Consider the following 26,129-nt stretch of genomic DNA (forward strand, 5'->3'; position numbering starts at 1 on the left):
AGGAGTCTCCCATGAAAAAGCTGTTTGCCGCTCTCGCGCTCATTGCCGTGGTTTCCCCGGTGTGGGCCGCCATCCAAACCGTCACCCTGTCGGTACCGGGCATGACCTGCGCCGCCTGTCCGATCACGGTCAAGAAAGCGCTGACCCAGGTCGAGGGCGTGACCAAGACCGAGGTGAGTTTCGAGAAACGCGAAGCCATCGTGACCTTCGACGATGCCAAGACCAACTCCGAGGCCCTGACCAAGGCGACCGAGGATGCCGGCTATCCATCTACCATCAAGCAATAGGAGGAAATACCAATGAGAAATCCTCTCAATCTGTTCACGCGGATCGGTGACAAAGCCAGTTCCGTCGGTGTGCTGGTTTCAGCCCTAGGCTGCGCCGCGTGTTTTCCTGCTCTGGCTAGCTTAGGCGCTGCAATCGGTCTGGGCTTTTTGAGCCAGTGGGAAGGCCTGTTCATCACCACGCTACTGCCCTTGTTTGCGGCCCTGGCGCTGCTCGTCAATTCCCTTGGCTGGCTCAAACATCGGCAGTGGCAGCGAACTGCACTCGGCCTGATAGGCCCTGTCCTGGTCTTGGCTGCGGTGTTTTTGATGCGGGCTTATGGCTGGCGGAGCGGTTGGCTGCTCTATATCGGTCTGGCCCTCATGCTTGGGGGCTCGATCTGGGATCTCGTGTCGCCCGCCCACCCCCGTTGCGCCCCGGGTGCCTGCCCACCACAGCCAAAACAGTAATGCCGCAAAGAGACCCATTTGAGGAAGTAAACGCTATGACCACACTGCGAATCCACGGTATGACCTGCGCCTCCTGTGCCGACCGCGTCAGAGATGCTCTGGAGGGAATCTCCGGCGTGCACCGGGCGGACGTCTCCTACGCCGGTGGGAAGGCCGAAATGACGGCCGACGCGGCTGTCAGCCGTGAACAAATGCAAGCCGCCGTCGAGGCCCTTGGGTATCAAGCGTCGTTCGAAGTCGCCTCGCTACAACCGCGCCCCGGCCAGCTCGATAAGGCGCTGGGCTGGTTGCGCAGCGACACCGAGGTCGGCAAAAACGGCGACGCGCTACACATTGCAGTCATAGGCAGCGGCGGTGCGGCAATGGCGGCCGCCTTGAAGGCGGTGGAAGCCGGCGCCCGCGTCACTCTGATCGAGCGCGGCACCATCGGCGGCACTTGCGTCAACGTCGGCTGCGTGCCGTCGAAAATCATGATTCGCGCCGCGCATGTGGCTCATTTGCGCCGCGAGAGTCCGTTCGATGACGGAATGCCCGCCACGCCGCCGACCGTCCTGCGCGAGCGGCTGCTCGCGCAACAGCAAGGCCTTGTCGACGAACTGCGTCACGCCAAGTACGAAGGCATTCTGGAGAGCACACCAGCCATCACCGTGCTGCGTGGCACCGCTCGCTTCCAGGACGGCCACACGCTCAGCGTCGAACTGGTCGAGGGGGGCGGGCGCGAAGTCGCGTTCGACCGCTGCCTGATCGCTACCGGCGCCGGTGCGGCCGTGCCGCCGATTCGCGGGCTGCAAGACACCCCCTATTGGACCTCGGAGGAGGCACTGGCCAGCGCCAGTATTCCGCAACGGCTCGCCGTGATCGGCTCATCCGTGGTGGCCTTGGAGCTGGCGCAAGCCTTTGCCCGGCTGGGTAGCCGCGTCACCATCCTGGCGCGCAACTCGCTGTTCTTCCGCGAAGATCCGGCCATCGGCGAGGCGCTGACCGCAGCCTTCCGCATGGAGGGCATCGACGTGCTTGAGCAGACACAAGCCAGTCAGGTGACCCACGCCAACGGCGAATTCGTACTGACCACCAACCACGGTGAACTGCGCGCCGACCAACTGTTCGTCGCCACCGGCCGCACGCCCAACACCCAAAGCCTGAACCTGGAAGCGGCGGGTGTACTGTTGGATGAACGCGGCGCCATTCAGATCGATCAGGGCATGCGCAGTAGCGCAGTGGATATCTATGCAGCCGGCGACTGCACCAACCAGCCGCAGTTCGTCTACGTCGCGGCGGCGGCTGGCACCCGTGCGGCGATCAACATGACCGGCGGCGAAGCTACGCTTAATCTCGATGCCATGCCGGCGGTGGTGTTCACCGATCCGCAGGTGGCCACCGTCGGTTACAGCGAAGCGGAAGCACAGCGCGCAGGCCTCGAAACCGACAGTCGCACGCTGAGCCTGGACAACGTGCCGCGTGCGCTGGCCAACTTCGACACGCGAGGGTTCATCAAGCTGGTCGCCGAAGCGGGTTCTGGTCGGTTGCTCGGCGTGCAGGCGGTGGCCCCGGAAGCGGGCGAGCTGATTCAGACGGCGGTGCTGGCTATTCGCAACCGCATGACCGTGCAGGAGCTGGCCGACCAGTTGTTCCCCTACCTAACCATGGTCGAGGGCCTGAAGCTCGCGGCGCAGACTTTCACCAAGGACGTAAAGCAATTGTCCTGCTGCGCTGGATGAATGGAGAGCACCATGAAATTTGCCCGCTACATTACCGAGATCGCCGAACGTCTCACCCCGACCAACCGGCCCAAAGGTTTTGCGGAGTTCTTGGTCGCGCTACTGGGTGAACTTGCCAAGGGACGCCCGATTTCGCGAACTACGCTTGCCAGGACTCTTGGCTGGCCCGCTGAGCAAGTGGCGGCTGTGCTCGAACAAGCCACCAGTACCGAATACGACAACGATGGGAACATCATCGGCTATGTCCTCACCTTGCGCGAGACGTCGCATGTCTTGGAAATTGACAACCGCCGGCTGTATGCCTGGTGCGCGCTGGACACCCTGATGCTCCCGGCGTTAATCGGCCGTACAGCTCGCGTCTCGTCGCATTGCGCTGCAACTGGAGCACCCGTTTCGCTTACGGTTTCACCCAGCGAGATACAGGCTGTTGAACCTGCCGACGTGGCAGTGTCACTGGTATTGCCGCAGGAGGCGGCCGACGTTCGTCAGTCCTTCTGTTGCCATGTGCATTTCTTCGCATCTATCCCAGCGGCAGAAGATTGGGCCTCCAAGCATCAAGGATTGACTATCGTAAGCGTCCAAGAGGCGTTCGGCGTGGGCCAGGAGCTTAATCGACATCTGTTGCAGACCCTTCCAATGAGAACATCGTGATTGGATTTCGACTCAATGTCCTACGGAGTGGGCATCGGATTTCTCTTTCCGACTTTGATCCGGTGATCCCAGCCATCGCCAAAGTCATAGACCTAGCGGAATGTCCTTTTCCCGTTCAACGCTTTGATCAGAGTCTTGCGGGTCTCCGAGTTCACGGGAGGCCCCCATCCATCGGAGTCGGGAATACCGTAACTCTCACCAGCTATTTCAAACTCATGCAGATGGTCATCGTGCCAGCCCATTGCGATCTGGATCACCGCGTGCAATTTGCCTAAGGTGATGTTCTCGGGCACCGCCACACGGCGCCAGATGGCAGGTTCGATCCACTTCAATTCAATGTGCAGTAGCAACAAATCAGGTTCGGGTTTTGGCAAGCGAACAGTTTTGACCATGGATCAGGCGGCCTCGCAGAGTTCCGTGGAGGCGAGAGAAACGTTCCAGGGCAGCAGTTCGTCGACCCGATTGATCGGGTGGTCGGCGATGCGCTCCAGCACGTGTGTCAAATAGGCTTGCGGGTTCAGGTCGTTGAGTTTGGCTGAACCCACCAGGCTGTAAATCGCAGCCGCTCGTTCGCCGCCGGCGTTGGAACCGACGAACAGATAATTTTTTCTGCCTAGCGCGACAGCACGTAGCGCGCGTTCGGCAGCGTTGTTGTCGATCTCAATTCGCCCGTCATCGCAATAGCGCACCAAGGCCTGCCACCGATTGAGGGCATAGAGAATCGCACCGCCCAATGCCGATTTTTTCGACAGTTGAGTCAGCGTCTGGTTGAGCCACGCGTGGAGTTGTTCCAGCAGCGGACTGGCTCGGCTTTGCCGAACCACTTTTCGCAGGTTGGGCGGTTGCCCTCGAATCTCGCTTTCGATGGCATACAGGGCCGCAATCCGTTGCAGCGCCTCGGCGGCAAGTGGTGAAGCCAGGTCTTTGTAGACCTCGTAAAACTTGCGCCGGGCGTGAGCCCAACACGCCGCTTCCTCAATGGTGCCCGTGGCATATAGTTGAGCAAAACCGGCATAGCCGTCCGCCTGCAAGATCCCGCTGAAGCGCTTGAGATGCGCGCGGGGATGTTGCCCCTTGCGATCCGGCGAGTAGGCAAACCAGACCGCCGCCGGTGTCGCGTCCCCCGTAGGTCGGTCGTCCCGCACGTACGTCCACAGGCGCGCCGATTTGGTCTTGCCGTTGCCCGGCGCGAGCACGCCAATCGGCGTGTCGTCGGCATGGACTTTGTGTCCGCTCATGACGTGGTGCTCAAGGGCGTTGATCAGTGGTCGCAGCAACTGACTGCTCTGGCCAACCCAGTCGGCCAGGGTTGAGCGCTCCAGCTCCACGCCCTCACGGGCGTAGATCTCGGACTGCCGATACAACGGCAAATGATCGACAAACTTCGAGACCAGCACATGGGCCAACAACCCTGGGCCGGCAAGACCTCGGGCGATCGGGCGACTCGGTGCCGGCACCTGGGCGAAGTGCTCGCAGCAGCGGCAAACCCACTTCGGACGGACATGGCGAATGACTTTGAAACGTGCCGGAACGTACTCCAGCACTTCGGACACATCCTCACCTAAATGGCGAAGCGTCCCACCGCAGCCAGTGCATTGCGACTCGGGCTGATGAACGTGGGTTTCGCGAGGTAGGTGTTCAGGCAATGGTTTACGGCGCGAAACTGCGCGAGGTGCCGGCTCGACTGGAGGTGTCATTTCGGCTTGGCTGATTTGCAGCTCATCAAGGCTCAACTGGAGCTGGTCGATCATCGCTTCCAGTTGCTCGGAGCTGCGACCGAACTGCGTACGACGCAGCTTGGCGATCATCATCTTCAAGCGCTCAATCTCTGCGTGCTGGGCAGCGATCAGCGCCTTCAAGGCTTGAAGATCATTCGGCAGGGAGTCGGTCACGAGGGTCATGCCCGAATATTACTGGGGATTTTTTCAGCGCGGCAAGTCAGACCGCGAGGACGGGTGCTGTACGAATTGGCCGGCGCCAATCAATGCCCTCCAACAGCATCGACAACTGCGCGGTCGTCAGCGACACGCTGCCGCTGGTTGCTTGCGGCCAGACAAAGCGTCCTTGCTCCAACCGTTTGCAAAACAGGCACAAGCCGTCGCCATCCCACCACAACAGTTTGATCCGGTCACCACGCCGTCCGCGAAAGGCGAAGATCTGACCGGAGAAGGGATCGGCTTCCAGTTGAGTCTGCACCATGGCCGCCAAACCGTCGAAGCCACGACGCATGTCCGTGACGCCAGCGGCGATCCAGATACGGGTTCCAGCGGGAGGGGCAATCATCGCACTAACTGCTGCAAGACGAGTTGCAGCGTCTGCGGGTCTGGTGCTCCGGTGATACGCAACTTGGCTTTTCCTACCTCAACTGCGATCTCGGAATGACACTCTGCCTGTGGCTGGAAGACTGGCGGCAGATCCATTGGCGCCTCGATCACCTGGACTGGCAAAAACGAAGCACTCTGGCTGACCGGGCCGAATAGCCCTTCTTGGTATTGCTGCCGCCAGCGAAAGACCAGATTGGCATTGACGTCATGTTCGCGAGCGATCAATGACACGGAGGCGCCAGGCTGGAAGGTGGCCTCGACGACTTGGCGTTTAAAGTCCAGCGGAAAGTTGGGGCGGCGACCGGCTCGACGGGCTGGGGCAACTGTATCCAAGATAGTGTCCACTAAAAAATGGTGTCCACTATCTTGGCCAATTTGGAGGGCTGTCAGGAGAGGGTGCTGGCCGGACGGTTACTTAAGAGCAACGGTAAAAGCTAATTAGCTTGAACTCCCTATAAGGGGATCTCCCTTGCGCGGGCGCACAGGTGCCGCACATCCTTGACAATTGTTAATAGACTGTCGGGCTGACTGTAGATGCCAACACAGAACTGACCCACGTGCTGGCGCAAGACTGCCCCACCCCAAGCAGCAGAAATCCAGCGTTGGCAATGGTTCTCGAGGAATCAGACTGGGTCAGTGACATATCGGCAACTGGTTCAATTCGGCGTCAGCGCCAACAGGCGAGCTACATTGCGGACTGCCAGCGTCCCTGTAGTACATGAATGGGGCATGAGGAGAGAGCTTAAGAGCCCCAGTTATACAACCAGGTTGGATGAGCTTTGGACCATTGGAGCGGGCTCATCTTGGTCACGCTAGCTTCCGGCGCCACAAAATTCGCGTATTTGCCATGGACACCACGTGATCCATTTCTGTGAAAAATGCGTGTGGTCTATGGACATCGGACACCTGATCTAAACCCTGACAAATATTCATCCAAACCGATGTCCATGGGTTGACATCTTTCCTTTACATTGACGAGGCATTTGCTGACCTATCCGGTATCGATGGTCTGGACGCCCTGGGTCGGCAGATCCGCGCCAGGGTACTGCGCGACACCGGAATCCCCGTGGGCGTAGGGATCGCCACCACAAAGACCCTGGCCAAGCTGGCTAACCACACGGCAAAACGACTGCAGGCCCAGACCGGCGATGTGGTGAACATCACCGACACGGCCAAGCGCGATTGGGTGCTGCGCAATACCGACGTAGCCGAGGTGTGGGGTATCGGCCGGAAAATGAAACTCCATCTCGACGAGCTGGGCATCAAGTCCGCTATGGACCTGGCCAAGGCGGACCCGTGGACGCTGCGCAAGAAGTTCAGCATCGTGATTGAGAAGACCGCCCGGGAGTTAGCCGGCACGTCTTGCCTGGAGTTGGACGAGCCCGATCCGCCGAAGCAGGAGATCTGCTGCAGTCGGATGTTCGGTAAGCGACAGACCGAGTTGCCGCCGATCAAAGAGGCGGTGGCCACCTACATGATGCGAGCCTCAGAAAAGCTTCGGGCCCAGGGATCTCTGTGCAAGAAGGTCCGTGTCTGCATCCGTACAGGTATGTTCAATCCGCAAGAGGCCAAGTATGCAAACGGGGTGGTGGTCGACCTCCCGTACCCCACCGATGACGTGCGCCTGCTGACAAAGGCGGCCGTTGATGCAGTCGACCACATCTTCCGGCCAGGCTTCAAATACAGCAAGGCCGAGGTGATGCTGCTCAACCTGTGCCAGCCAGGCGAATACACCGACGATCTATTCGCGGTGTCGCAGCAAGTGGAAGCCTCCAGGGTGATGGCGGTGCTGGATCAGATCAATGGACGATGGGGGCGGGGAACGCTTCGCTCGGCCAGCGTGCCGACGAACCCTGACTGGGGGATGCGCCGGGAGATGATGAGCCAGAGCTACACGACAAGGCTTGATCAGCTTTGGTCAGTGGCTTGTAAGTAGTGTCAGAGATCGCTCGGTCGCGCGCGGAGATTCCGACGATCACTCGGGTGTCATGAGGACAGCTAGGGTCAGCTTGATGAACTCTTCGTTCTGGTCGATGGTTTCCAGGGCGCCGCGCACGTTCTCGGCCACCTCGGCGCCGCCGTGTTGCTCCACCCAATTGGTCAGTTCCATGATGGCGGCTTAGAGTGCGAGTTGGTTTTCGTTGAGCTTTGAAAGCAGGGAAGGGAGTAGATCTGAGTTCGGCATCGGCGTTCCTCGGTGGAGTGAACAGCGTAGCAGTTTAATTGCGTGAGCCAAGCCAGCGCTTTAATGTCCGCTTTCGACCCATAGCTGCCCTTCGCTGAGGGCAGATTAGGGGTGGTTTCAGCCGGTCGTGGTTATGGAGTAAGTGACCAAGCCTCGCTAGATATTTGGCAGATCGCCTGAACCGCTAACTCGACTGCAGGGTGCTCGCGATCCTGTAACCACGTCAGAACCAATTGCTCCCTGGCCAGGCGCACAGAACATTCGGGCCCCATATGAGCGGAAGTAGTATCTAGGTCTGATGAGTAACCAACCACGCATGCGTTGCTAAAAAAGCAAAAGTCATTTGCGATTTGAGCGGATTGTTGCTCATCGAGTCCTAAGTTAGCATCGATCCATCGCTGCAACTCATCAGACTTTTGGCGTGAGTTCAAGACAGTCTTCATCGTTTACCTGTCGCTCAGCTGATCGTCGTCCCACTCGATCAAATATGGAAACTCCAATGTCGAAACTCTTCGAAGAATTCCGCATGGGCGACACCACGCTCAAAAATCGTATCATCATGGCGCCTTTAACCCGCTCTCGCGCACCCAATGATGCCGCCGATGAGCGAGTGGCGTTGTACTACGCGCAACGCGCCACCGCAGGCTTGATTGTCAGCGAGGGCACGCCGATATCTCGTGAAGGTCAAGGCTACCTCTTCAATCCCGGCATTTTTACCCCCGAGCAAATCGCTGGATGGCGCCTCACCACCAACTCGGTGCATGCCGTGGGTGGCAAGATGTTTGCGCAAATCTGGCATGTGGGTCGTGTTTCGCATCCATCGATTCAGGATGGCGGGAAACTGCCGGTGAGCGCCACGTCGAAGCAAGCGGTTGGCGCGACAGCTTTCGGCTACGACGCTGACGGCAAGCCGGCGTTGGTAGAGCCACCGGCGCCGCGCCAGCTCACAACGGCCGAGGTTTCGCGGATCGTCGGTGAGTTCGCGCAGGCGGCCGAAAATGCGATCAAGGCAGGTTTTGATGGCGTAGAAATTCATGGTGCCAATGGCTATCTGTTCGAGCAGTTCATGAATCCGCTGGTCAATGATCGAACCGATCAGTACTCCGCCGATCAGTTGGAAAATCGTCTGCGCTTCACCCTGGAAGTCATTGACGCCGTGGTTGGGCGGATTGGCGCGGGCCGTGTGGGTATCCGTATTTCGCCGTATGGTCAACTGTTCGATATGCCGTTATATGAGCAAATCGATGAAACCTACACCGCGCTTGCCACAGAGATTGGCGCTCGGCAACTGGCCTATGTTCATGTCATGGATCAGTCCGGATTTCCTGCCCCGGGTACCGAGGGTGGCGGTGGCGGCCCGAAAGCGACCTTTCTCAATTTGCTGTCGACCATGAAATCAAAGTTGCCTGACACGGCGCTCATTTTGGCTGGCGGTATGTCGCGCGAACGTGCGCAAGACCTGATCAATGACGGCATCATCGACCTTGCCGCATTTGGCACCGCTTACATCAGCAACCCTGATCTGGTGGCGCGCCTGGAGAACAACTGGCCTCTGACCGAAGCCAAGCGCGAAACCTTCTACGGCGGCGGGGCCGAAGGATATGTCGATTACGCGCCTCATCGAGGGTAAGCAGTCGCGACCTGGCAAGGTTCCACTTCCTGAGATATTGGCAGCCGTCACCGGTATTTGGTGCGGCTGCTTTTTCATGTCTGATGCAAACAGGTCTGAGAGGCGGGTCCGAGAGGACAATCAGGAGCCATTCTGTTTTAGTACAGATCCACTGCGCCTTCTGTTGGAGATTTCCCCTATGCACCTCAAAGCGCACCGGTACTTTGTCATGGTTGCCGTGACCGGCAGCTTCTCGGCGACGGCGCGACACTTTCGCGTTCCTGCGTCTTCCGTTTCACGCTTCATCGCGGCGCTGGAACGGGAGGTGGGCCAGCAGCTACTGTATCGGAATACTCGCGCAGTCAAGCTGACGGAAGCGGGCGAGCGCTATTACGTGCAGATCCGCGAAGTGTTGGAGTTGTTGGATGCCGCCGATGAGGAAGTCACCGGCAAGGGGGGCGAGATTCGTGGCCTTGTTCGGATCAACGCGCCGGTTGCGTTCGGCAGCCTGCATATCGTGAAGCTGTTGAATGGTCTGTATGACAAGTATCCGCAATTGACTGTTGAACTGACGGTCACCGATGCCTTTATTGACCCGGTTCAGGAGGGCGCAGACATCATATTTCGGGTGGGGCACTTGGAAGATTCCGGATTGATTGGCCGGAAAATTTGCGACCAACAATACGTTCTATGCGCTAGCGCAGAGTACATAGAGAAGTACGGCAAACCCGCTTCGCCAGAGGATCTGCAGAACCATGCGTGTCTGGTCTACAAGGGAACCGATGGGGCGCAGCGCTGGTATTTTAGAAAGCCGGCCAGCGACAAGGTGAAAATCATCGAGGTACATGGCCCGCTCAGAAGCAACAATGGGCAGGTACTGGTAGAGGCGGCGCTCGCGGGACGGGGAATTGTGTTCTTTCCTTCCTGGCTCTTCTGTAGAGAGAGTTTTATAAACAAGCAGCTCATTCAGCTTTTGCCCGATTGGGAGGGGGCGGTTGAGCAGACGCCAAGTCAGATACATTTAATTTCCCCCGAGAATCGACTCCGCTCTCAGAAGGTTCGCGTGGTGTGGGACTACTTCATCAGTGCGATTGGCGTTCCTCCCTATTGGGAGGATCTCAGTGGGTCACGAACTGACTGTGAAGTATGAAAATACGAAGGTCCGCTGTTGGCCGAAATCAGCCAGTAATCGTCAGGCTGCTTGCTGATTGTTTGTGTTCGGTCGGCAGGACGCCGGGGGAGGACGGGGCCAATTTCTGGGCCAGTGATGAATTTCAAAAGCGGGTAGATGCGGAGCGTGATGGGGGATCGATGAGTAAAACCAGGGACTTGGCAAGGATGCCAGCCCCACTTTAATAGGCCAACCCCTCGGCGGCGCACGGAACAGACTCAGAAAAACTGCATTAGTGCGGAGCAGATTTTTCTCATGAAACAAGCTATTCGGCGTTATCTGATATGGTTTTTTAGTTTTTACCTGAATCTGTAACCTGCTGAGCTGCAAGTGCATAGTCGCCTCCCCCAACCCACACCTCGCTTAGATAGCACCGCTGCTCGTGGATCAGGGCCAAAACCGATGCGACCCAGGCGCAGCCTCGCTAAAGCTTGACCGTGAACTTCGTATCTACGAGGGTTCTGCTTTTAAATTCCGCGAGCCCGCACTTTTTTGATGTTCACTTCAGGGCAGGATTGGCGGGGTTGAGTTTTTCCAGCTTTGCATCACCGCCTGGGCCTTGGGCTCCTGACCGTTTTCCAGGTAGTACTGGATCAACGACAACCGGGCATTGCGGTTTATTGCTGCAACGGTGCTATGCCGAAGGTGCAGGCCACCTTGAAGTCGGCCAGCACCGTCTCGGACGTGGCCTCCTGCATCGCCAATTGATGGCGCGAGCCTTGTCAGTCCTTGACCTGGGCGGTATGCAGCCCTGACGCAGGCCATCGGTCTGTCAAATCTGCGCTGTGGAATATCCCGTAGCCGTGAATGGAAAACGGGTTATTTCGCCAGAGTTGGCTATACCTACAGCTCAGTGTTCAGACGATGACTGTCAAGGAGTTGTGCCATGAAGCTAGGGCTAATGATCAGCACACTATGCATCGCCTTGATCGGGGTGGTGGGTTGTGCCAGTAAGGTTACGCAACCGGACGAGTACTCCGGATTTCTCCAGGACTACGGCAAGCTGCAAGAAGCCAAGTCACCATCGGGCGTGGAGGTGATGCGCTGGGTCGATCCCAAGTTGAATCTGCGCCGCTACACCGCCGTGTATATCGAACCCACCCAGTTTTACCCGCAACCCCAGGCCACCACCAAGATCCCCCAGGCAACCCTGAACGGCATCAATGCTTACTATAACGAGGCCCTCAAGCGTGAACTGAGTAAATCATTGCCGCTGGCCAACGGCCCCGGCCCTGCAATCATTATAGTGCGCGCGGCGATCACCGCCGTCAGCAGCAAGGCCGAAGGCCTCAAGCCCTACGAACTGATCCCTATCGCGTTGGTGGCAGCGGCGGTGAACACGGCATCAGGCGGGCGCGACGAGGAAACCACCCTGGGCACCGAAGCGGTGTTCCTTGATGGCGATACCAACCAGGTGGTGGCGCAAGTGGTGCGCAAAGGCACCGGTAAGGAATTGGAAAATGATGCCCAAGTGATGAAGCCCGAAGATGTGAAGAATGTGATTGATGGCTGGGCGTCGGATATGCACCAGTCGTATCTCAAACTCAAGGGCAAGTGATCGCTATCTACACATCTCTTGAGGTTGCTGATAACTGAGGGGGCAGGTTCGGTTCTGAGTACATATCCGTTGTTGCGGTAAGGGTGTAACACTATGCAGCCCTGACCAAAATAGCGGATATGTACCCAGCCCAGCCTATGCCTGCAGCCCCAGAGGGGGCAAGCCCGCTCGCCACAGTAGGCCAGGCAGAAGTTGGTCAATCGCCGGTAAACCAGCGGTAATACCATGGCTCTACTTCTTGTTTCGGCCTGACGTCAGGGATGTGCGGGTGTTACTTCATCGGGGTCAGCAGTGGCAGCTTCCACTGGCCGTTACCCACCTCAGGCTTGGGCAGGTAAATGCGCAGCACGGTGTAAAATGGACCGGGTGGTGCGGGCAACCAGTTGCTTTGTTCGGCTTTCGGCGGCTCGTGATGTTGCACCATCAGCGTCAGGCCGCCGTCGGCATCAAGCTTGAGGCCGGGCAACATCCGCGAATTGATCAGGTAGCGCTTCTTGTGGTTGGGCACCAGCAGTTTGCTCTTGCCGTCGTACATCGTCAGCGACCAGAAGGCATCGGTCGGCGGCAATTGGTCCTTGGCAAAGTGCAGGGTGTAGCTGCGCTTGGCACCGTTGGCGGGTTTGCCTTCGCTGTCGACGAAGTAGCCCATGTACGCCGCTTCATTGGTGGAGTTACCGAAAATCCCCATGTCGGCACCGGCGTAGCGGTACAGGTAATTGTTTTTCAGGTGGTCGCGGCTGCCGAACAGATCACCGCTGAACACTTGGTGGCTGTCTACCTTGTCTTTCTTGAAGGTGGCGAACTCAGCCTTGCCGTCGGCGATCCCGTCTTCCAGGGCCTTGCGCTGTTCGGCGCTCAGTTGGGCGACCTTGAACGGTGCCCCAGGGGCGATGCCGATTTTGGCGAAGCGCACCAGGGTGTCTTTTTCACTGTCCTGGGGCGCGGCGAAGGCCAGCATGAAGTTGAGGTAGCGAAACAGCTGCGGACTGTCGCTCATGTTGGGGGTGGGTTTGGGCCATTGGATTTTCGCCGTCTTGGCCGGGGCCGGTTGTTTCACGTAGCTGCTCAGGGACTGGACCTTGTAACCGGCCTGGATCTGCTTGACCTTGCCCAGGTCCTTGTCGTCGAACAGTTGAGTGCGGTACAGCGCGTAGGCGATGTTGCTTTCGCTATACACCACCCGGTCGATGTCCACCGGCTGCTGACCTTTCCAGCTCGGGCCGGCAATCATGTAGTGCCCGCCGTTGTTGCCGGTACTGCGGGTGCCCAGATAGGCGAAGTTCTGCGTGTAGAGGTCGATCAACTGCACCGAGTAATAGCGGTTGTCGTCGATTTTCGGCAGGGTCAGCACCACGGGCTCACGGCGTAAATCCAGCCAGACGAAGGAGTAGGGCGTGTCCGAATTGGGGGTGACGAACGCGGTGTCCTTGGGCGTGAAAACCTGGGCAGTGTTGCCGATGTGGTTGAACGACGCCTTGAAGTTGGCACCACTCTTGTCCAACGATTGGGTGTAGAGAATTTTGTACATTTCTACCACCGGGAAGCCGTACAGATACGCTTCCTTGGCGATGGCCCGGGCTTCGCTGGGTGTGGCCGTGAAATCGGCCCAGGCGCTGGCGCTCATGAGTATCGAGAGGCTCGCCAACAGCAGGCGGGTCGGTTTTCCAATCATGTTGTTGCGTCCTTACTGGGCTCTTTATTAAAGAGCCGGGGTGATGTCGTCGGGTTTCCAGCTGTTGTCGAGGTAGGCCTGGGTGGGCGCAGACAGTCGTAAATAGCTGAACCAGGGCTTGCCCGGCAGAGTTTGCACCCAGTTGTTCTGGAAGTCTTTTGCGATGCGGGTGTCAAGCCCCTGGGCCTGTACACCCACACCACAACTGGCCGACAGGGCCAACAGGCTGAATCCGGCATTGCGAATCAAGGCATGCATATCACGTCCTTATTTTCCGAAGGTCACGTTGATCCCGGCAAACAGGGTGAACTGTGGCAAGCCATTACCTTTGCGGGCAACGGTCCACTGGGGTTTGACGAAAGTGTTGAAAGTATTGCCGCCGGCTTTCCAGGCCTTGTCGGCACCGAAACCTATGGGGATGTAATGGGCAGCGTACCGCGCATCAGCAGATCGTTGGTGTGGGCGTTGCTGTCGTACAGCTTCGGGGTGTAATAGTCCTGCAGGTTGGCGTCCTGCGCGAGGTTGAGTGGGTTGTTGCTCTTGTTGGCGGTGTCGGCGTTATCGGCTTGGGCAGAAAGCGCAGGCAGCAGTAAGGCAACTAACATCACTGTTAGGGCACGTGGTGACCTGATCATGGGAATTCCCCCAATTCCTTGGCGTAAACCCGATGGCAGAGCTATGAGCGATGCCAGGATGTCCTTGTTTGGTTAAAGCTTGTAGGACATGTCGATTGAAATTAGCAGCAATATTCAGACACGCTAGCCAATCGAAAGAATTAGTGGGTTTGTGCGGCGCGAATCACGGATTTTGCGATGAGCGCGAGGGTTTCGAAGTGCCGCCCGTGCGGGGCGACATTTGAGGGAAGAGGCATTCAAGCCAGGATGGACTTCACCTTGTCCCGCAACTGGTCGATGGAAAATGGCTTGCCAATCACCTGCATGCCTGCCGGCACATCAATGCTTTCGGCATAGCCGCTGGCAAACAATATGGGCAGGGTGGGACGCAATTCACGGGCCTTGCCGGCCAGTTCCTGGCCATTCATATCCGGCAAGCCGACGTCGGTCATCATCAGGTCGATCACCTGTTCGGACTTTTTGATAATCATCAGGGCAGTTGCGGCATCTGCGGCTTCAAGCACCAGGTACCCCAGCTCTTCGAGGACATCGACGATCAACATGCGCACGATGGCGTCGTCTTCGACTACAAGGATGGTAGAGGCAGCGGCGGACATAGTGAAGGTTCCCGAGAAGTGGAGGTACAGGTCTTGATGGGTTGAAAAGACCATTCTCTAGTGAGTAGCGTCAATCCCGGCAAGCTCCCGAGGTAGCGTAGGCATTGTGACGATATTGGGTAGGAATGTCCCGCTTGGTTGGTCAGGAGCAGCCGATAGGGATCAAGGTTCATATGTCAGGATAGTTGTCGCCTCTCCGGTTTTTCCTAAAAAAGCATATCGGGGGCGGAAAGAGACTGGTCGTGCCGTACTATTCACCTGAACGCAGAGCCGCATTACTCAAGATGCTGCTTCCCCCACTGAACCTGTCGATGGCCGAGGTTTCCCGGCGCGAAGGGGTCAGCGAAATGTCTTTGTCCAACTGGCGCAAGCAGCTCAGTTCTGAAGGAAGTGCAGTGTCCGAAAACAAGCAATCGGCTCAGAACTGGTCAGCCGAAACCAAGTTTGCTGTCGTCCTTGAAGCGTCCGGTTTGTCCGAGATCGACCTGGGCGAGTATTGCCGCCGCAAAGGCCTTTACCCCGAGCAAATCACTGCCTGGCGACAAGCCTTCATCACCGGCCAGAAGTCGGAAAAGGCCCAGCAAAAAGAAGATCGGGAGCAGTCTCGCAAAGATAAGAAACGCATCCAGGAACTGGAGCGCGAACTGCGCGGCAAAGACAAGGCGTTCGCTGAAACAGCGGCGTTGTTGGTGCTGCGAAAAAAGCTCAACGACTACTGGGGGACCGACAACGAGGACAATTGACGTCTTTGCCGCAGCGGCAGTTACTCGTTGACTGGCTGAGCCAAGCGGTCGCGGCGGGAGCCAGAAAAATCAGGGCCTGTCGGGAAATCGGTCTATCGCTTCGGACCTTGCAGCGGTGGACTGAAACAAACGCTATCCAGGCCGATGCCCGAACGACTGTCACACGACCAACGCCGCGTAATGCGCTGAGTGAGGTCGAGCGACAGGCTATTGTGACGCTGGTGCTGCACTCGGACAACGGCGCGCCGATGAAATCGGTGACGCTGTTGAGCAAAATGTATGAACTGGGCACTACGCCTTCGCGGGGACGACCGCGGGTCAGCAACGACAATCCGTACTCGGAGTCGCTGTTTAGAGCACTGCAATACTGCCCGCAATGGCCGCAGGATGGTTTTGCCAGTTTGGACGCCGCACGCGCTTGGGTGAGGGATTTCATGCGCTGGTACAACACCGAGCACTGGACCATCACGTCTTGCCCGGGGACATGAGCTGTACGAACGAGCCAAAGAGAAAAAGCCTGAGTGGTGGTCGGGTCGAACACGTAACTGGGAGCCTATCGGCACCGTGCTGTTGAACCCGGATCGAGAGCAACAGGTTGAGAAAAGAGCGGCATAGTTAGACGGCTGATGCGACAACCACCTTGAAAAACGCCGCCCCTTCAGTGGATACCCAGGCGGCACGCCCAATTGACCAGATCCGCGATGTTATGCGCATCGAGTTTGCGCATGAGATTCAGGCGGTGGGTTTCGACTGTCTTGATGGTGATCGACAGCTTTTCGGCGATATCCCGGTTACGGTCACCTTCGGCAATCAGCTTGAGTATCTGGCGTTCCCGGGTAGTCATGTTCGTCAACCCGCCGACATTGGGGGCGCTGGTCACGTGCGCCAGACTGAGCGCCGGATCGAGGAAAACCTGACCGGCGATGGCTGCTTGCAGGCCGGCCAACAGTATCTGCTGGGAGCTCTTCTTCAGTATGTAGGCCTGCGCGCCCGCGGCCAACGCATCGCGGGCACGGTGCTCGGACGCATCGGCGGTGACCACCACGATAATCAGCTCGGGACGGCGGCGTTTCAACTGGCGAATTACATCGATTCCATCCATTCCGGGCAAGCCCAGGTCGAGCAGCACCGCGTCAGGGTTGAGCTGCTGGCAAGCCGCATAGACGTTCAGGCCGTCGACGACTTCGCCGACGACTTCATAGGCAGGCATCGCCGAAAGCAGGGTTTTGATGCCGGAGATCAGCAGATAATGATCTTCGACGATCAGCATTCGTTGTGGTGCGGACTTGGGTTGCAGGTAGGACAGCATGATCAAAAGCCTGACTTTTTTAGGGAATGAGGCGCGAAGGCTATAGAGTTCAGGTGATTGCCGGATTCAGATTTTTCCCAATACTGACAAAGTCGTGCAATTCCTTCCATCGATATCCCTATGAAGTTTTCATCTTCTCTGGCTGCGCTTGAAACCATTCGTGTGCTTTCGCGAAAGGGACAGCGTTGGCATATGACACCTGTCCGGTGTCCCGGAGTGCTACGGGGAATACCCGCTGGCGTGTTGGTTCGCAACCCATGACGAGTCGCACCCGGTGTCTACACGAGACGTGTATCGTGGGGCGTCTGGCCACGGTGACCGAAGTGCTCGATGCCTTCAATCGCAAGGGTCCCCCACGCTTGCTGGCGGCTTTTCAAAGCATTCCGGGAATGGTCTCAGCCAATCGGTACTTACCCTCATCGATTGTCGGCATTGGCGACAATGTGGATTCCCTCTATGTCCAACTGGACAACGGCATGCGCTTGGTCGCTTGTCGATGGCCTTATTCAAGGATCAAGAGCTGATATCGCTGCCGCTGGAACTATGAATAACCGGATTGAAAAAGGACTATCACTCTCATGCGCAAGACATCAGAGGTTTGCGGTGAAAACCGGTACGAAACCGATAAGGTCGTAAGTTGTCGTGGGTCAATGTGGTGACACTGATACTTGCCGCGCAAGCGCATAAGAACTTGTAGCTTTGATCCTGTGATCTGAAAAGTTCAGCCCTGATTGATCGCTACTTATTAATTTTTAATGTGTGCCTGTTCGGTACTTATGCATGTTTTTTTGCATGTTTATCTTGTTGCCAAGGAGTCTCTATGCATATCCAGAATTCCCATGTCGCGTCACAACAGTCTGCGTCGTCAACTTCCGGTATTGAAGCTGCTCAGGCCCCAAGACCTTTGCCGAAGTTTATCCAAAGAGTGCATTCAAGACAGTTCCGTCCAATATTCGTATGGTTTGGGTTGGCTCTCAACCTGGTGAGAGCCAGGATAAATACCTGAGGCAATGGGCGGATAAAAAACCGGGCAGTACGATCATGTTATGGGTGGACTCTCAACAATTTGACGCTTACTCCACCAACAAGACCGCCCGACAAGAGGCCGAGAAGGTATTTCCGGACTATCAGGCCGAGAAGCCATTGCGAGGCTTGTTCAGCCAGCTCAAGACCACACGGGATAACACTGATGCACTCCTGAACCTGGGAGCACAAAAGCAAGCACTGAGTGAACTGAACAACGAGCTGTCAGCCAAGGGTAATGAGTCCTGGAAAGAAAAACGGAGGGTCAGTTTTGCATCGGTACTGACAGTTATCCCGCATGGCTGATGGCTGGGATGAGAGCTGCCTGGGCACGCAGGCGAAATTGGGTGGGGTTACAGAGGTAACGCTTGCGAAAGCTCTCGGTGAAATGCCCGTGATTGGAGAAGCCGCATTCAAGGGCAATGTCCAGTACACGCATCGGGGTGGACAGCAGCAGTTCACGGGCCTGGGTCAGTCGGCGTTCCTGGAGCCAGCGCTTGGCAGAAAGGCCGTATTTCTCCAGGAACAACAGATTGAACTTGCGTAGTGGCATGTTGAACTCCAGTGCATAGCGCGCAACCGACCACTGGTTCAGGGCGTGTGTTTCGATGAACTCGAAGAACGGTTCGTCTCCAGTCATGATGTGTTGCAGCAGTGCGGTGAAATAGCGCCGGTCCACGCCCAGGCAATAGATATAGGCAAAGCGCAGCAATGTATTGGGGGTTCCCTTGGCCAACAGTTCGAGCACGCTGATCACATCATCCTGCGCCTTCACCATTCTGATGGGCGCACGCCAAAACAGGGTGCCATGGGTGACGCCGAGCAAATCCACGACATCGGCGTACAGGTGCTTGAAGTCGGCGGGGTAGAAATCGAAGTACTGAAGGTCGCTGTTTACACTGCAGGGCGCCGTTTCGCGGCTCGCCACGACAATAGAGTTTGGCGGTATGAGTTGCACTGTGCCGTCAACCTGTACCTTGCCGCCGTACTTTCCGAATAGAAATCGTACTGCCTGCATCGGTCCTCCCTTCCTGAATCACTGTCTGAGTGAACTCCATGGTCACGCGGGTGCTGAAAAATATGCATCGGGTGATTACCTGAAAGATAAGACGTGGGCGCGATCATTTTCATCAGTAACCGACTAAATATGTAAGCCGATGGCGCTTCGGTGAAAATTGGAATGTTTGAGGGGAACTCAGAAGAGTCAATGCCGTTGCTCTGCGGGCTGCGTACTGGGGTAGTCACCGGCTGCAAACCGATCTGTCGAGCAAACAGGCGCGTCTGTTCGGCGGTGTAGGCCGAGCCGTTATTGCTTAGCCATTGCACCGGTGACGGCAGAAGCGGGTTTGTCGAATCAGTCGCTTAAGTTGCTCATGAATACATATGACATTGGGTGGGGGTGGCCGCCGCCGTGGTTCCAGATTCAGGTACCTTCCCGTGTAAGGAATAAAGTCAATGACCGGGTGTGACAGTCGCCATTACTTCTCGGTTTTTCAACAGCCTAGGTAGTATTTGTACTCGACTGCGGCAGAAAAATAGCGTTCAAGCGCGACTTTGGGGCAAACTCCTTGTTTTTCTGCACTTTGGCCAAGGCATGCCCATGATTCCTGCGTCGTCAGTCGATGAGAAAAGTTTCCGCAAGCTTCTGAGCCGTAACGTGGCACTGCCACTGAGCGTTGGCGTGCTCAGTGCGGTATTTTTCGTTTGCCTGATCACTTACTTGTTGTCGGTGATTCAATGGGTCGGGCACACGGACCGGGTGATCAACAATCTCAATGAGACTTCGAAGCTGACCATCGACCTGGAAACCGGAATGCGCGGCTTCCTGATCACCGGCGACGAGCATTTCCTCGACCCTTATGAGGTCGCCAAGCCGCGGATCATTTCCGACCTGCGCGGGTTGCAGGAGTTGGTGGCCGACAATCCGCAACAGTTTGACCGTCTCAAGCGCCTGGAGTCCTTGCAGGTGGAATGGAACGGCTACGCCCAGGCAATGATCAGCCTGCGTCGCGAGAACGGTGATTACCGGGCGGCGGTCCAGGCCGGCCGGGGCAAGCGCCTGACTGACGAGATTCGCAAGGAATACGACCAAGCGGTGGCCATGGAGCAACAGCTGCGGATCAGCCGTAATGAAGACGTCACCCGTATCACGGTGATGAGCGTTACCCTCTATCTGCTGCTTGTGCTCGGGCTCAGTGGTTTTCTGGCGTACATTGGTAGAAAAAATCTCTTAGCACTTTCAGAGAGTTACAGCACAAGTCTCGCGTCACAACAGAAGATAGCCAAGCGCCTGGAACAGCAAGCCTGGCTACGCAACGGCCAGACCGAACTGGCAGAGCAGGTGCTGGGGCAACTGACCCTGGACCTGCTGGGCCGCAACATCCTGCAGTTCTTTGCCCAATACATGGGCACGGTGGTCGCTGCACTGTATGTACGTGAAGAGCACGGCGGTCTGAAGCGGGTGGCCACCTATGGTTTCTCTCGTGAACAGGAACAGCAGGAACAGTCGATCTACAGTAATGAGGGCATCGTTGGCCAGTCTGCCCAACAGGGCCGGTTGATTCGTCTGGATGACGTGCCGGTGGACTACTTCAAGGTCAGTTCGGGCCTGGGGGAGGGCGTGACGCGCAGTGTGCTGGTGGTGCCTACCAGCGACGATGATCGTGTTAACGGTGTGATCGAACTGGGCTTTCTGCGTCCCCTCGACGAGCGCGATGTCGAGTTGCTGGAGCTGATTGCCGGCAACATCGGCACTTCTATCGAAGCCGCGCGTTATCGCCAGCGTTTGCAGGAAGTGCTGGCCGAGACCCAGCAGCTCAACGAAGAGCTGCAAGTGCAACAGGAAGAACTCAAGACGGCGAACGAAGAGTTGGAAGAGCAGTCGCGCATCCTCAAGGAGTCCCAGACTCACCTGGAAACCCAGCAGGCCGAGCTTGAACAAACCAATGAACAACTGGCCGAGCAGACCCAGACCCTAGCCGACCAGCGCGATGCCATGGACCGCAAAAACGGTGAACTCAAACTGGCCCAGACTGAACTGCAAGAGCGCGCCGACGAGTTGCAGCGCTCCAGCAAGTACAAGTCCGAATTCCTCGCCAACATGTCCCACGAGTTGCGCACACCGCTCAACAGTTCGTTGATCCTGGCCAAGTTGCTGGCCGAGAACCCCCAGGAAAACCTCAGCGCCGAGCAGGTCAAGTTTGCCGAGTCGATTTATTCGGCCGGTAATGACTTGCTCAACCTGATCAACGACATCCTCGATATATCCAAGGTCGAGGCCGGTAAGCTGGAAGTGCGCCCGGAAAACACCAGTGTGGCGCGCCTGGTGGATGGCTTGCGCGGGATGTTCGAGCCACTGGCGGCCGACCGCAAGCTGGCCTTCCAGGTGGAGGTGCAGGAAGGCGCACCGCTGATGCTGTTCACCGATTGCCAGCGACTGGAGCAAATTCTCAAGAACCTGCTGTCCAATGCGGTCAAGTTCACCGAGCACGGTCAGGTCAGCCTAACGGCGTCGCGTGCGCCAGGGGAGGGCATCGCCTTCACTGTGCGGGACTCGGGGATCGGCATCGCCCCGGATCAGCAAGAAAGCATCTTCGAAGCCTTCCGCCAGGCCGACGGCACCACCAATCGCCGTTACGGCGGCACCGGGCTGGGGCTGTCGATTTCCCGGGACCTGGCGACCTTGCTGGGCGGGTATATCAGCGTCACCAGCGAGCCGGGCCAGGGCAGTATCTTTACTCTGGTGCTGCCGGAACAGTATGTCGAGCGCGACGAAGACACCCCGGTCGTCGAGCAGCCTCGGGCTGTTGCCGCCCCAGTGCCGGCAAACATCTTGGTCTCGCCGCTGCCGATAGCCCAAGAGGTGGTGATTGCGCGCTTTGCCGATGACCGCGACAAGGCCCCCTTTGCTACCCGCTGCATCCTGGTGGTGGAAGATGAGCCGAACTTTGCGGGCATCCTCTTCGACCTGGCCCATGAGTTGGGTTACCAGTGCCTGGTAGCCCACGGTGCGGACGAAGGTTACAACCTGGCCGAACAATTCATTCCCGACGCGATCCTGCTGGACATGCGCCTGCCGGACCATTCCGGGCTAACTGTGCTGCAACGTCTCAAGGAGCACGCAGGGACCCGGCACATTCCGGTGCACGTGATTTCCGTGGAAGACCGCGTGGAAGCCGCGATGCACATGGGCGCCATCGGTTATGCGGTCAAACCGACCACCCGCGAAGAACTCAAGGATGTGTTCGCCCGCCTGGAAGCCAAGCTGACCCAGAAGGTCAAACGTATCCTGCTGGTGGAAGACGACGACCTGCAGCGCGACAGTATTGCCCGCCTGATCGGCGACGATGATATTGAGATCACCGCCGTAGGCTTCGCCCAGGAAGCTTTGGACCTGCTGCGCACCAACATCTACGACTGCATGATCATCGATTTGAAGCTACCAGACATGCTCGGCAACGAGCTGCTCAAACGCATGTCCACCGAGGATATCTGTTCGTTCCCGCCGGTGATTATCTACACCGGGCGCAACCTGACCCGTGATGAAGAGGCGGAACTGCGCAAGTATTCACGCTCGATCATCATCAAAGGCGCTCGCTCACCTGAACGTTTGCTGGACGAGGTGACACTTTTTCTGCACAAAGTCGAATCCCAGTTGTCCCATGAACGCCAGAAGATGCTCAAGACGGCCCGCAGCCGCGACAAGGTTTTCGAGGGACGCAAGGTGCTGTTGGTGGACGACGATGTACGCAATATCTTCGCCCTCACCAGCGCCCTGGAACATAAGGGCGCGATTGTCGTCATTGGCCGTAACGGCCGTGAGGCGATCGAAAAACTCAATGAAATCGATGACATTGACCTGGTTCTGATGGACGTGATGATGCCGGAGATGGACGGCTACGAGGCCACCGCGCTGATCCGCCAGGACCCGCGCTGGCGCAAGCTGCCGATCATCGCGGTGACGGCCAAGGCCATGAAGGATGATCAGGAGCGCTGCCTGGCGGCAGGCTCCAACGATTACCTGGCCAAGCCCATCGACCTTGATCGACTGTTTTCGTTGATCCGTGTGTGGCTACCGAAGATGGAACGCATTTAATTGGAACGAAACACTGACATCGAACTGCGTCTGTTGATTGAGGCGATTTACCTCAAGTACAGCTATGACTTTCGTGACTACTCCGGCGCCTCGGTCAAGCGCCGCGTCGCCCATGCCTTGCGCCAGTTCGACTGCAAGACCATTTCGGCCTTGCAGGAACGGGTGTTGCACGACCCTACGGCGTTCATGCAGTTGCTGCAATTTCTGACCATTCCCGTCAGCGAGATGTTTCGCGACCCTTCGCACTTTCTGGCGATTCGCCAGGAAGTGGTGCCGCTGCTCAAGACCTACCCGTCGATCAAGATATGGATCGCCGGTTGCAGCACCGGCGAAGAGGTGTACTCCATGGCGATCCTTCTGCGGGAAGAGGGCTTGTTGGAGCGCACGATTATCTACGCCACCGATATCAACCCCAGCTCCCTGGAAAAAGCCAAGCAAGGAATTTTCTCCCTGGAAAATATCCGTGCCTACACCCATAACTATCAGCAGGCCGGTGGAAAACGTTCGTTTGCCGACTATTACACGGCGGCTTACGATTACGCGATCTTCGACAAAAGCCTGCGAGAGAACGTTACCTTCGCCGATCACAGCCTGGCGACCGATAGCGTATTTTCTGAAACGCAGTTAATTTCATGTCGTAACGTACTGATTTATTTCAATAAAAAATTGCAGGATAGGGCGTTTGGATTGTTTCATGAGTCGCTGTGCCATCGTGGCTTCCTGGTGCTGGGCAGCAAGGAAACCCTGGACTTTTCCAGCTACAGCAAACAGTTCGAACCCCTGGTCAAGCCAGAACGGATCTACCGAAAATCATGAATGAAGCCGCTACAGGCCAGTTGTACGCGCCCGGTATCGAAGCCATTGTCATAGGGGCATCCGCAGGCGGCGTCGAGGCGCTGTTGAATATTTTCGGCGCCTTGCCAAAGGGCTTCGGCCTGCCAATCATTGCCGTCCTGCATTTGCCCGACGAGCGTTACAGCCTGCTGGCGGAAGTCTTTGCCCGCCGCCTGCCGATACCGGTCAGGGAAGCGCGCGACAAGGAGCTGATCGAGGCCGGCACTTTGTATTTTGCTGGCCCCGGTTATCATTTGTCGGTGGAGCATGACCGCAGTCTGTCATTGAGCCAGGAGGACCGTGTGCACTACTCGCGCCCAGCCATTGATTACTTGTTTGAGTCGGCCGCCGATGCCTATGGCACGGGCCTGCTGGCGATACTGCTCACCGGCGCCAACCAGGACGGCGCCCAAGGCCTGGCCCACGTCAAGCAATACGGCGGCACCACTGTGGTCCAGGACCCAACGGAGGCGCGGGCGGCGGTCATGCCCCTAGCGGCCCTGGCGTTGCATATTCCCGACCATGTTCTTACCTTGAGCCGTATCGGCGCCTTGTTGGCTTCCCTGGAATCATCCCCATGCTAAGTACTATCCAGGCCAAACTGCTGATCGTCGACGATCTGCCGGAAAACCTGCTGGCCCTCGAAGCGCTGATCAAGCGTGAGGATCGCCAAGTCTACAAGGCGCTGAGCGCCGACGAGGCCCTGTCGCTGTTGCTCGAACACGAGTTCGCCATGGCCATTCTCGACGTGCAGATGCCCGGCATGAACGGCTTTGAACTGGCCGAACTGATGCGCGGCACGGAGAAGACCAAGAACATCCCCATCGTATTTGTCAGTGCCGCAGGTCGCGAGTTGAACTATGCCTTCAAGGGCTACGAGAGCGGTGCGGTAGATTTCCTGCACAAGCCGCTGGATATCCATGCGGTCAAGAGCAAGGTCAATGTCTTCGTCGACCTGTATCGCCAGAGTAAGGCCATGAAGCAGCAGGTCGAAGCCCTGGAGCAGAGCCGCCACGAGCAGGAAGCCTTGCTTACGCGTTTGCAGGCCACCCAGGCGCAGCTTGAGCAAGCGGTGCGCATGCGCGATGACTTTATGTCGATCGTCGCCCACGAAGTACGCACGCCCCTCAATGGGCTGATTCTGGAAACCCAGTTGCGCAAGATGCACCTGGCCCGGGACAACGCTGCGGCCTTTACGCTGGACAAGATGCACGCCATGGTCGATCGCGATGAGCGACAGATCCAGAGCCTGATCCGCTTGATCGAAGACATGCTCGATGTGTCGCGTATTCGCACCGGCAAGCTGTCGATTCGCCCCGGGCGCTTTGACCTCGCGCAACTGGTGCGCAACCTGCTGGAGAACTTTGCCCCGCAAGTGACTGCAGCCGAGTCCTCGGTGCAATTGGACGCGCCGCTGCCGGTGGAAGGCAACTGGGATGAGTTCCGCATTGAGCAGGTAGTGTCCAACCTGTTGACTAACGCCTTGCGTTACGGCGCCAAGAGTCCGATGGGCGTAAGGGTGTACACCGAGCATGGCGAAGCCCGGGTCGAGGTACGTGATCGCGGAATCGGTATCAGCGAAGACAATCAGAAGCGAATTTTTCAGCAGTTCGAGCGGGTTTCCGTCAACCATGCGGCGGCAGGGCTGGGTCTGGGGCTGTTTATTTCCGAGCAGATCGTCGCGGCTCATGGTGGGACGATTGAAGTCGAGAGCCGGATAGGTGAGGGTGCGTTGTTCCGCGTGTGCCTGCCCCTTGAGGCCGGTACGTGAAATCAATCGCATATTCGACGCAACCTCTGCGTGACCCTATGGTCGTATCAGCAGCAATTGACCGGACAAAGGCTTCCCATGAGTGAAGATGCACAAGACGTTGTACTGATCGTCGAAGATGACGAGTCAATAATGTTCGTATTGGGCGAGTACCTGTCGGGCCAGGGGTATCGGGTTTTAAAGGCGGTCGATGGCGAGCAGGCCTTCGAAATCCTCGCCACCAAGCCACACCTGGACTTGATGGTCACCGACTATCGCCTTCCTGGTGGCATTTCCGGGGTGCAGATCGCTGAACCTGCCATGAAGTTGCGGCCGGAATTGAAAGTCATCTTTATCAGTGGTTATCCGCAGGAAATCCTGGACTGCAACAGTCCGATCACCCGCAATGCGCCGATCCTGGCCAAGCCGTTTGATCTGGATACGTTGCAGGAACATATCCAGCGGTTGCTGGCTTAAAGTTGGCTAATCCTGCCTGGAGGTGAGGAGGATTTTGTCACCCGT

Annotated in this window: 22 protein-coding genes and 6 pseudogenes; 16 read left to right on the forward strand and 12 right to left on the reverse strand. The window is 57.4% G+C overall.

Annotated elements, in window-relative coordinates:
- Positions 1-11 precede the first annotated feature (11 nt).
- From merP to merB, 4 genes are read left to right on the forward strand one after another with little or no spacing between them, the layout of a single operon-like run.
- Positions 12-287: a mercury resistance system periplasmic binding protein MerP gene (gene merP, locus AAEZ06_RS03975; RefSeq protein ID WP_003425048.1), complete on the forward strand. Its 276-nt coding sequence runs from the start codon at positions 12-14 to the stop codon at positions 285-287.
- Positions 288-299: 12 nt separating this feature from the next.
- Positions 300-734, forward strand: a complete 435-nt coding sequence (gene merC / locus AAEZ06_RS03980; protein WP_003425046.1) for an organomercurial transporter MerC — start codon at positions 300-302, stop codon at positions 732-734.
- A 35-nt stretch (positions 735-769) separates the two neighbouring features.
- Positions 770-2,452, forward strand: coding sequence for a mercury(II) reductase (gene merA / locus AAEZ06_RS03985; protein WP_003425044.1), 1,683 nt, complete (start codon positions 770-772; stop codon positions 2,450-2,452).
- A gap of 12 nt (positions 2,453-2,464) precedes the next feature.
- Entirely contained in the window at positions 2,465-3,103 is a 639-nt protein-coding gene (merB, locus tag AAEZ06_RS03990; RefSeq protein WP_003425042.1) for an organomercurial lyase MerB, read from the forward strand.
- Positions 3,104-3,195: 92 nt separating this feature from the next.
- Here merB and AAEZ06_RS03995 read toward each other — a convergent pair whose 3' ends face one another.
- The 4 genes and pseudogenes from AAEZ06_RS03995 to AAEZ06_RS28525 form a co-directional block, all read right to left on the reverse strand.
- Positions 3,196-3,495 carry a plasmid pRiA4b ORF-3 family protein gene (locus AAEZ06_RS03995; RefSeq protein ID WP_003425039.1) on the reverse strand — a complete coding sequence of 100 codons (300 nt, stop codon included), beginning with the start codon at positions 3,493-3,495 and terminating at the stop codon, positions 3,196-3,198.
- Positions 3,496-3,498: 3 nt separating this feature from the next.
- Positions 3,499-5,004: an IS66 family transposase gene (gene tnpC / locus AAEZ06_RS04000; protein ID WP_003425038.1), complete on the reverse strand. Its 1,506-nt coding sequence runs from the start codon at positions 5,002-5,004 to the stop codon at positions 3,499-3,501.
- A gap of 37 nt (positions 5,005-5,041) precedes the next feature.
- Entirely contained in the window at positions 5,042-5,386 is a 345-nt protein-coding gene (gene tnpB, locus AAEZ06_RS04005) for an IS66 family insertion sequence element accessory protein TnpB (protein WP_003425037.1), read from the reverse strand.
- Positions 5,383-5,679, reverse strand: a pseudogene (locus tag AAEZ06_RS28525) (transposase); the annotation flags it as partial. The gene tnpB and the pseudogene AAEZ06_RS28525, both read right to left, overlap by 4 nt.
- A gap of 429 nt (positions 5,680-6,108) precedes the next feature.
- On the opposite strand from AAEZ06_RS28525, the pseudogene AAEZ06_RS04015 reads away from it, so the two are divergent.
- Positions 6,109-6,243 (forward strand): annotated as a pseudogene (locus tag AAEZ06_RS04015) (DUF4113 domain-containing protein); the annotation flags it as partial.
- 136 nt (positions 6,244-6,379) lie between these two features.
- A complete protein-coding gene (locus tag AAEZ06_RS04020; protein ID WP_350612874.1) occupies positions 6,380-7,363 on the forward strand; it encodes a DUF4113 domain-containing protein in 984 nt (327 codons plus the stop codon).
- 39 nt (positions 7,364-7,402) lie between these two features.
- On the opposite strand, the pseudogene AAEZ06_RS04025 reads toward AAEZ06_RS04020, so the two are convergent.
- A pseudogene (locus AAEZ06_RS04025) lies at positions 7,403-7,612 on the reverse strand (hypothetical protein).
- Positions 7,613-8,111: 499 nt separating this feature from the next.
- Between AAEZ06_RS04025 and AAEZ06_RS04030 the strand changes: the two are divergent.
- The 3 genes from AAEZ06_RS04030 to AAEZ06_RS04040 all read left to right on the forward strand — a co-directional run bounded on the left by AAEZ06_RS04030 (position 8,112) and on the right by AAEZ06_RS04040 (position 11,950).
- A complete protein-coding gene (locus AAEZ06_RS04030) occupies positions 8,112-9,242 on the forward strand; it encodes an alkene reductase (protein WP_149414069.1) in 1,131 nt (376 codons plus the stop codon).
- Between the two features lie 178 nt (positions 9,243-9,420).
- Positions 9,421-10,371 carry a LysR family transcriptional regulator gene (locus AAEZ06_RS04035; RefSeq protein ID WP_149414029.1) on the forward strand — a complete coding sequence of 317 codons (951 nt, stop codon included), beginning with the start codon at positions 9,421-9,423 and terminating at the stop codon, positions 10,369-10,371.
- A gap of 907 nt (positions 10,372-11,278) precedes the next feature.
- Positions 11,279-11,950 (forward strand): DUF3313 domain-containing protein, encoded by a 672-nt coding sequence (locus AAEZ06_RS04040; RefSeq protein WP_149414031.1) that lies wholly within the window; start codon positions 11,279-11,281, stop codon positions 11,948-11,950.
- Between the two features lie 271 nt (positions 11,951-12,221).
- Here the strand turns inward: AAEZ06_RS04040 and AAEZ06_RS04045 are convergent, their stop codons facing one another.
- From AAEZ06_RS04045 to AAEZ06_RS04060, 4 genes and pseudogenes are all read right to left on the reverse strand, one after another.
- On the reverse strand, positions 12,222-13,622 hold the full coding sequence (locus AAEZ06_RS04045) for a DUF1254 domain-containing protein (protein WP_350612877.1): 1,401 nt from the start codon (positions 13,620-13,622) through the stop codon (positions 12,222-12,224).
- A gap of 27 nt (positions 13,623-13,649) precedes the next feature.
- Positions 13,650-13,880: a hypothetical protein gene (locus AAEZ06_RS04050; protein WP_350612879.1), complete on the reverse strand. Its 231-nt coding sequence runs from the start codon at positions 13,878-13,880 to the stop codon at positions 13,650-13,652.
- A gap of 9 nt (positions 13,881-13,889) precedes the next feature.
- Positions 13,890-14,257 (reverse strand): annotated as a pseudogene (locus tag AAEZ06_RS04055) (hypothetical protein).
- Between the two features lie 236 nt (positions 14,258-14,493).
- The gene (locus AAEZ06_RS04060) at positions 14,494-14,853 is read right to left on the reverse strand and encodes a response regulator (protein ID WP_149414033.1); all 360 of its coding nucleotides are present in this window, start codon (positions 14,851-14,853) and stop codon (positions 14,494-14,496) included.
- A gap of 242 nt (positions 14,854-15,095) precedes the next feature.
- Here AAEZ06_RS04060 and AAEZ06_RS04065 point away from each other — a divergent pair.
- Positions 15,096-16,211: pseudogene (locus AAEZ06_RS04065) on the forward strand (transposase).
- A gap of 43 nt (positions 16,212-16,254) precedes the next feature.
- Here AAEZ06_RS04065 and AAEZ06_RS04070 read toward each other — a convergent pair.
- Positions 16,255-16,905, reverse strand: a complete 651-nt coding sequence (locus tag AAEZ06_RS04070) for a two component system response regulator (protein ID WP_149414034.1) — start codon at positions 16,903-16,905, stop codon at positions 16,255-16,257.
- 957 nt (positions 16,906-17,862) lie between these two features.
- Between AAEZ06_RS04070 and AAEZ06_RS04075 the strand changes: the two genes are divergently transcribed.
- Positions 17,863-18,234, forward strand: a complete 372-nt coding sequence (locus AAEZ06_RS04075) for a TcdA/TcdB catalytic glycosyltransferase domain-containing protein (RefSeq protein ID WP_149414035.1) — start codon at positions 17,863-17,865, stop codon at positions 18,232-18,234.
- On the opposite strand, the gene AAEZ06_RS04080 is transcribed toward AAEZ06_RS04075, so the two are convergent.
- Entirely contained in the window at positions 18,218-18,946 is a 729-nt protein-coding gene (locus AAEZ06_RS04080; RefSeq protein ID WP_350612882.1) for a helix-turn-helix transcriptional regulator, read from the reverse strand. The two genes, AAEZ06_RS04075 and AAEZ06_RS04080, sit on opposite strands and share 17 nt — an antisense overlap.
- Before the next feature lie 179 nt (positions 18,947-19,125).
- Positions 19,126-19,260 (reverse strand): annotated as a pseudogene (locus tag AAEZ06_RS04085) (IS3 family transposase); the annotation flags it as partial.
- 268 nt (positions 19,261-19,528) lie between these two features.
- Here AAEZ06_RS04085 and AAEZ06_RS04090 point away from each other — a divergent pair.
- The 5 genes from AAEZ06_RS04090 to AAEZ06_RS04110 all read left to right on the forward strand — a co-directional run bounded on the left by AAEZ06_RS04090 (position 19,529) and on the right by AAEZ06_RS04110 (position 26,084).
- The gene (locus AAEZ06_RS04090) at positions 19,529-23,023 is read left to right on the forward strand and encodes a response regulator (RefSeq protein ID WP_350612884.1); all 3,495 of its coding nucleotides are present in this window, start codon (positions 19,529-19,531) and stop codon (positions 23,021-23,023) included.
- On the forward strand, positions 23,024-23,839 hold the full coding sequence (locus tag AAEZ06_RS04095) for a CheR family methyltransferase (protein WP_149414038.1): 816 nt from the start codon (positions 23,024-23,026) through the stop codon (positions 23,837-23,839).
- Positions 23,836-24,441, forward strand: coding sequence for a chemotaxis protein CheB (locus tag AAEZ06_RS04100; protein WP_149414039.1), 606 nt, complete (start codon positions 23,836-23,838; stop codon positions 24,439-24,441). Before AAEZ06_RS04095 ends, AAEZ06_RS04100 begins: the two co-directional genes overlap by 4 nt.
- The gene (locus AAEZ06_RS04105; RefSeq protein WP_350612887.1) at positions 24,435-25,628 is read left to right on the forward strand and encodes a hybrid sensor histidine kinase/response regulator; all 1,194 of its coding nucleotides are present in this window, start codon (positions 24,435-24,437) and stop codon (positions 25,626-25,628) included. The genes AAEZ06_RS04100 and AAEZ06_RS04105 overlap by 7 nt, the downstream gene beginning before the upstream one ends.
- Positions 25,629-25,706: 78 nt before the next feature.
- The gene (locus AAEZ06_RS04110; RefSeq protein WP_149414041.1) at positions 25,707-26,084 is read left to right on the forward strand and encodes a response regulator; all 378 of its coding nucleotides are present in this window, start codon (positions 25,707-25,709) and stop codon (positions 26,082-26,084) included.
- The last annotated feature ends 45 nt before the right edge of the window (positions 26,085-26,129 follow it).

Origin of the sequence: Pseudomonas sp. HY7a-MNA-CIBAN-0227, from assembly GCF_040310325.1 — a bacterium.
Taxonomy (GTDB): Bacteria; Pseudomonadota; Gammaproteobacteria; order Pseudomonadales; family Pseudomonadaceae; genus Aquipseudomonas.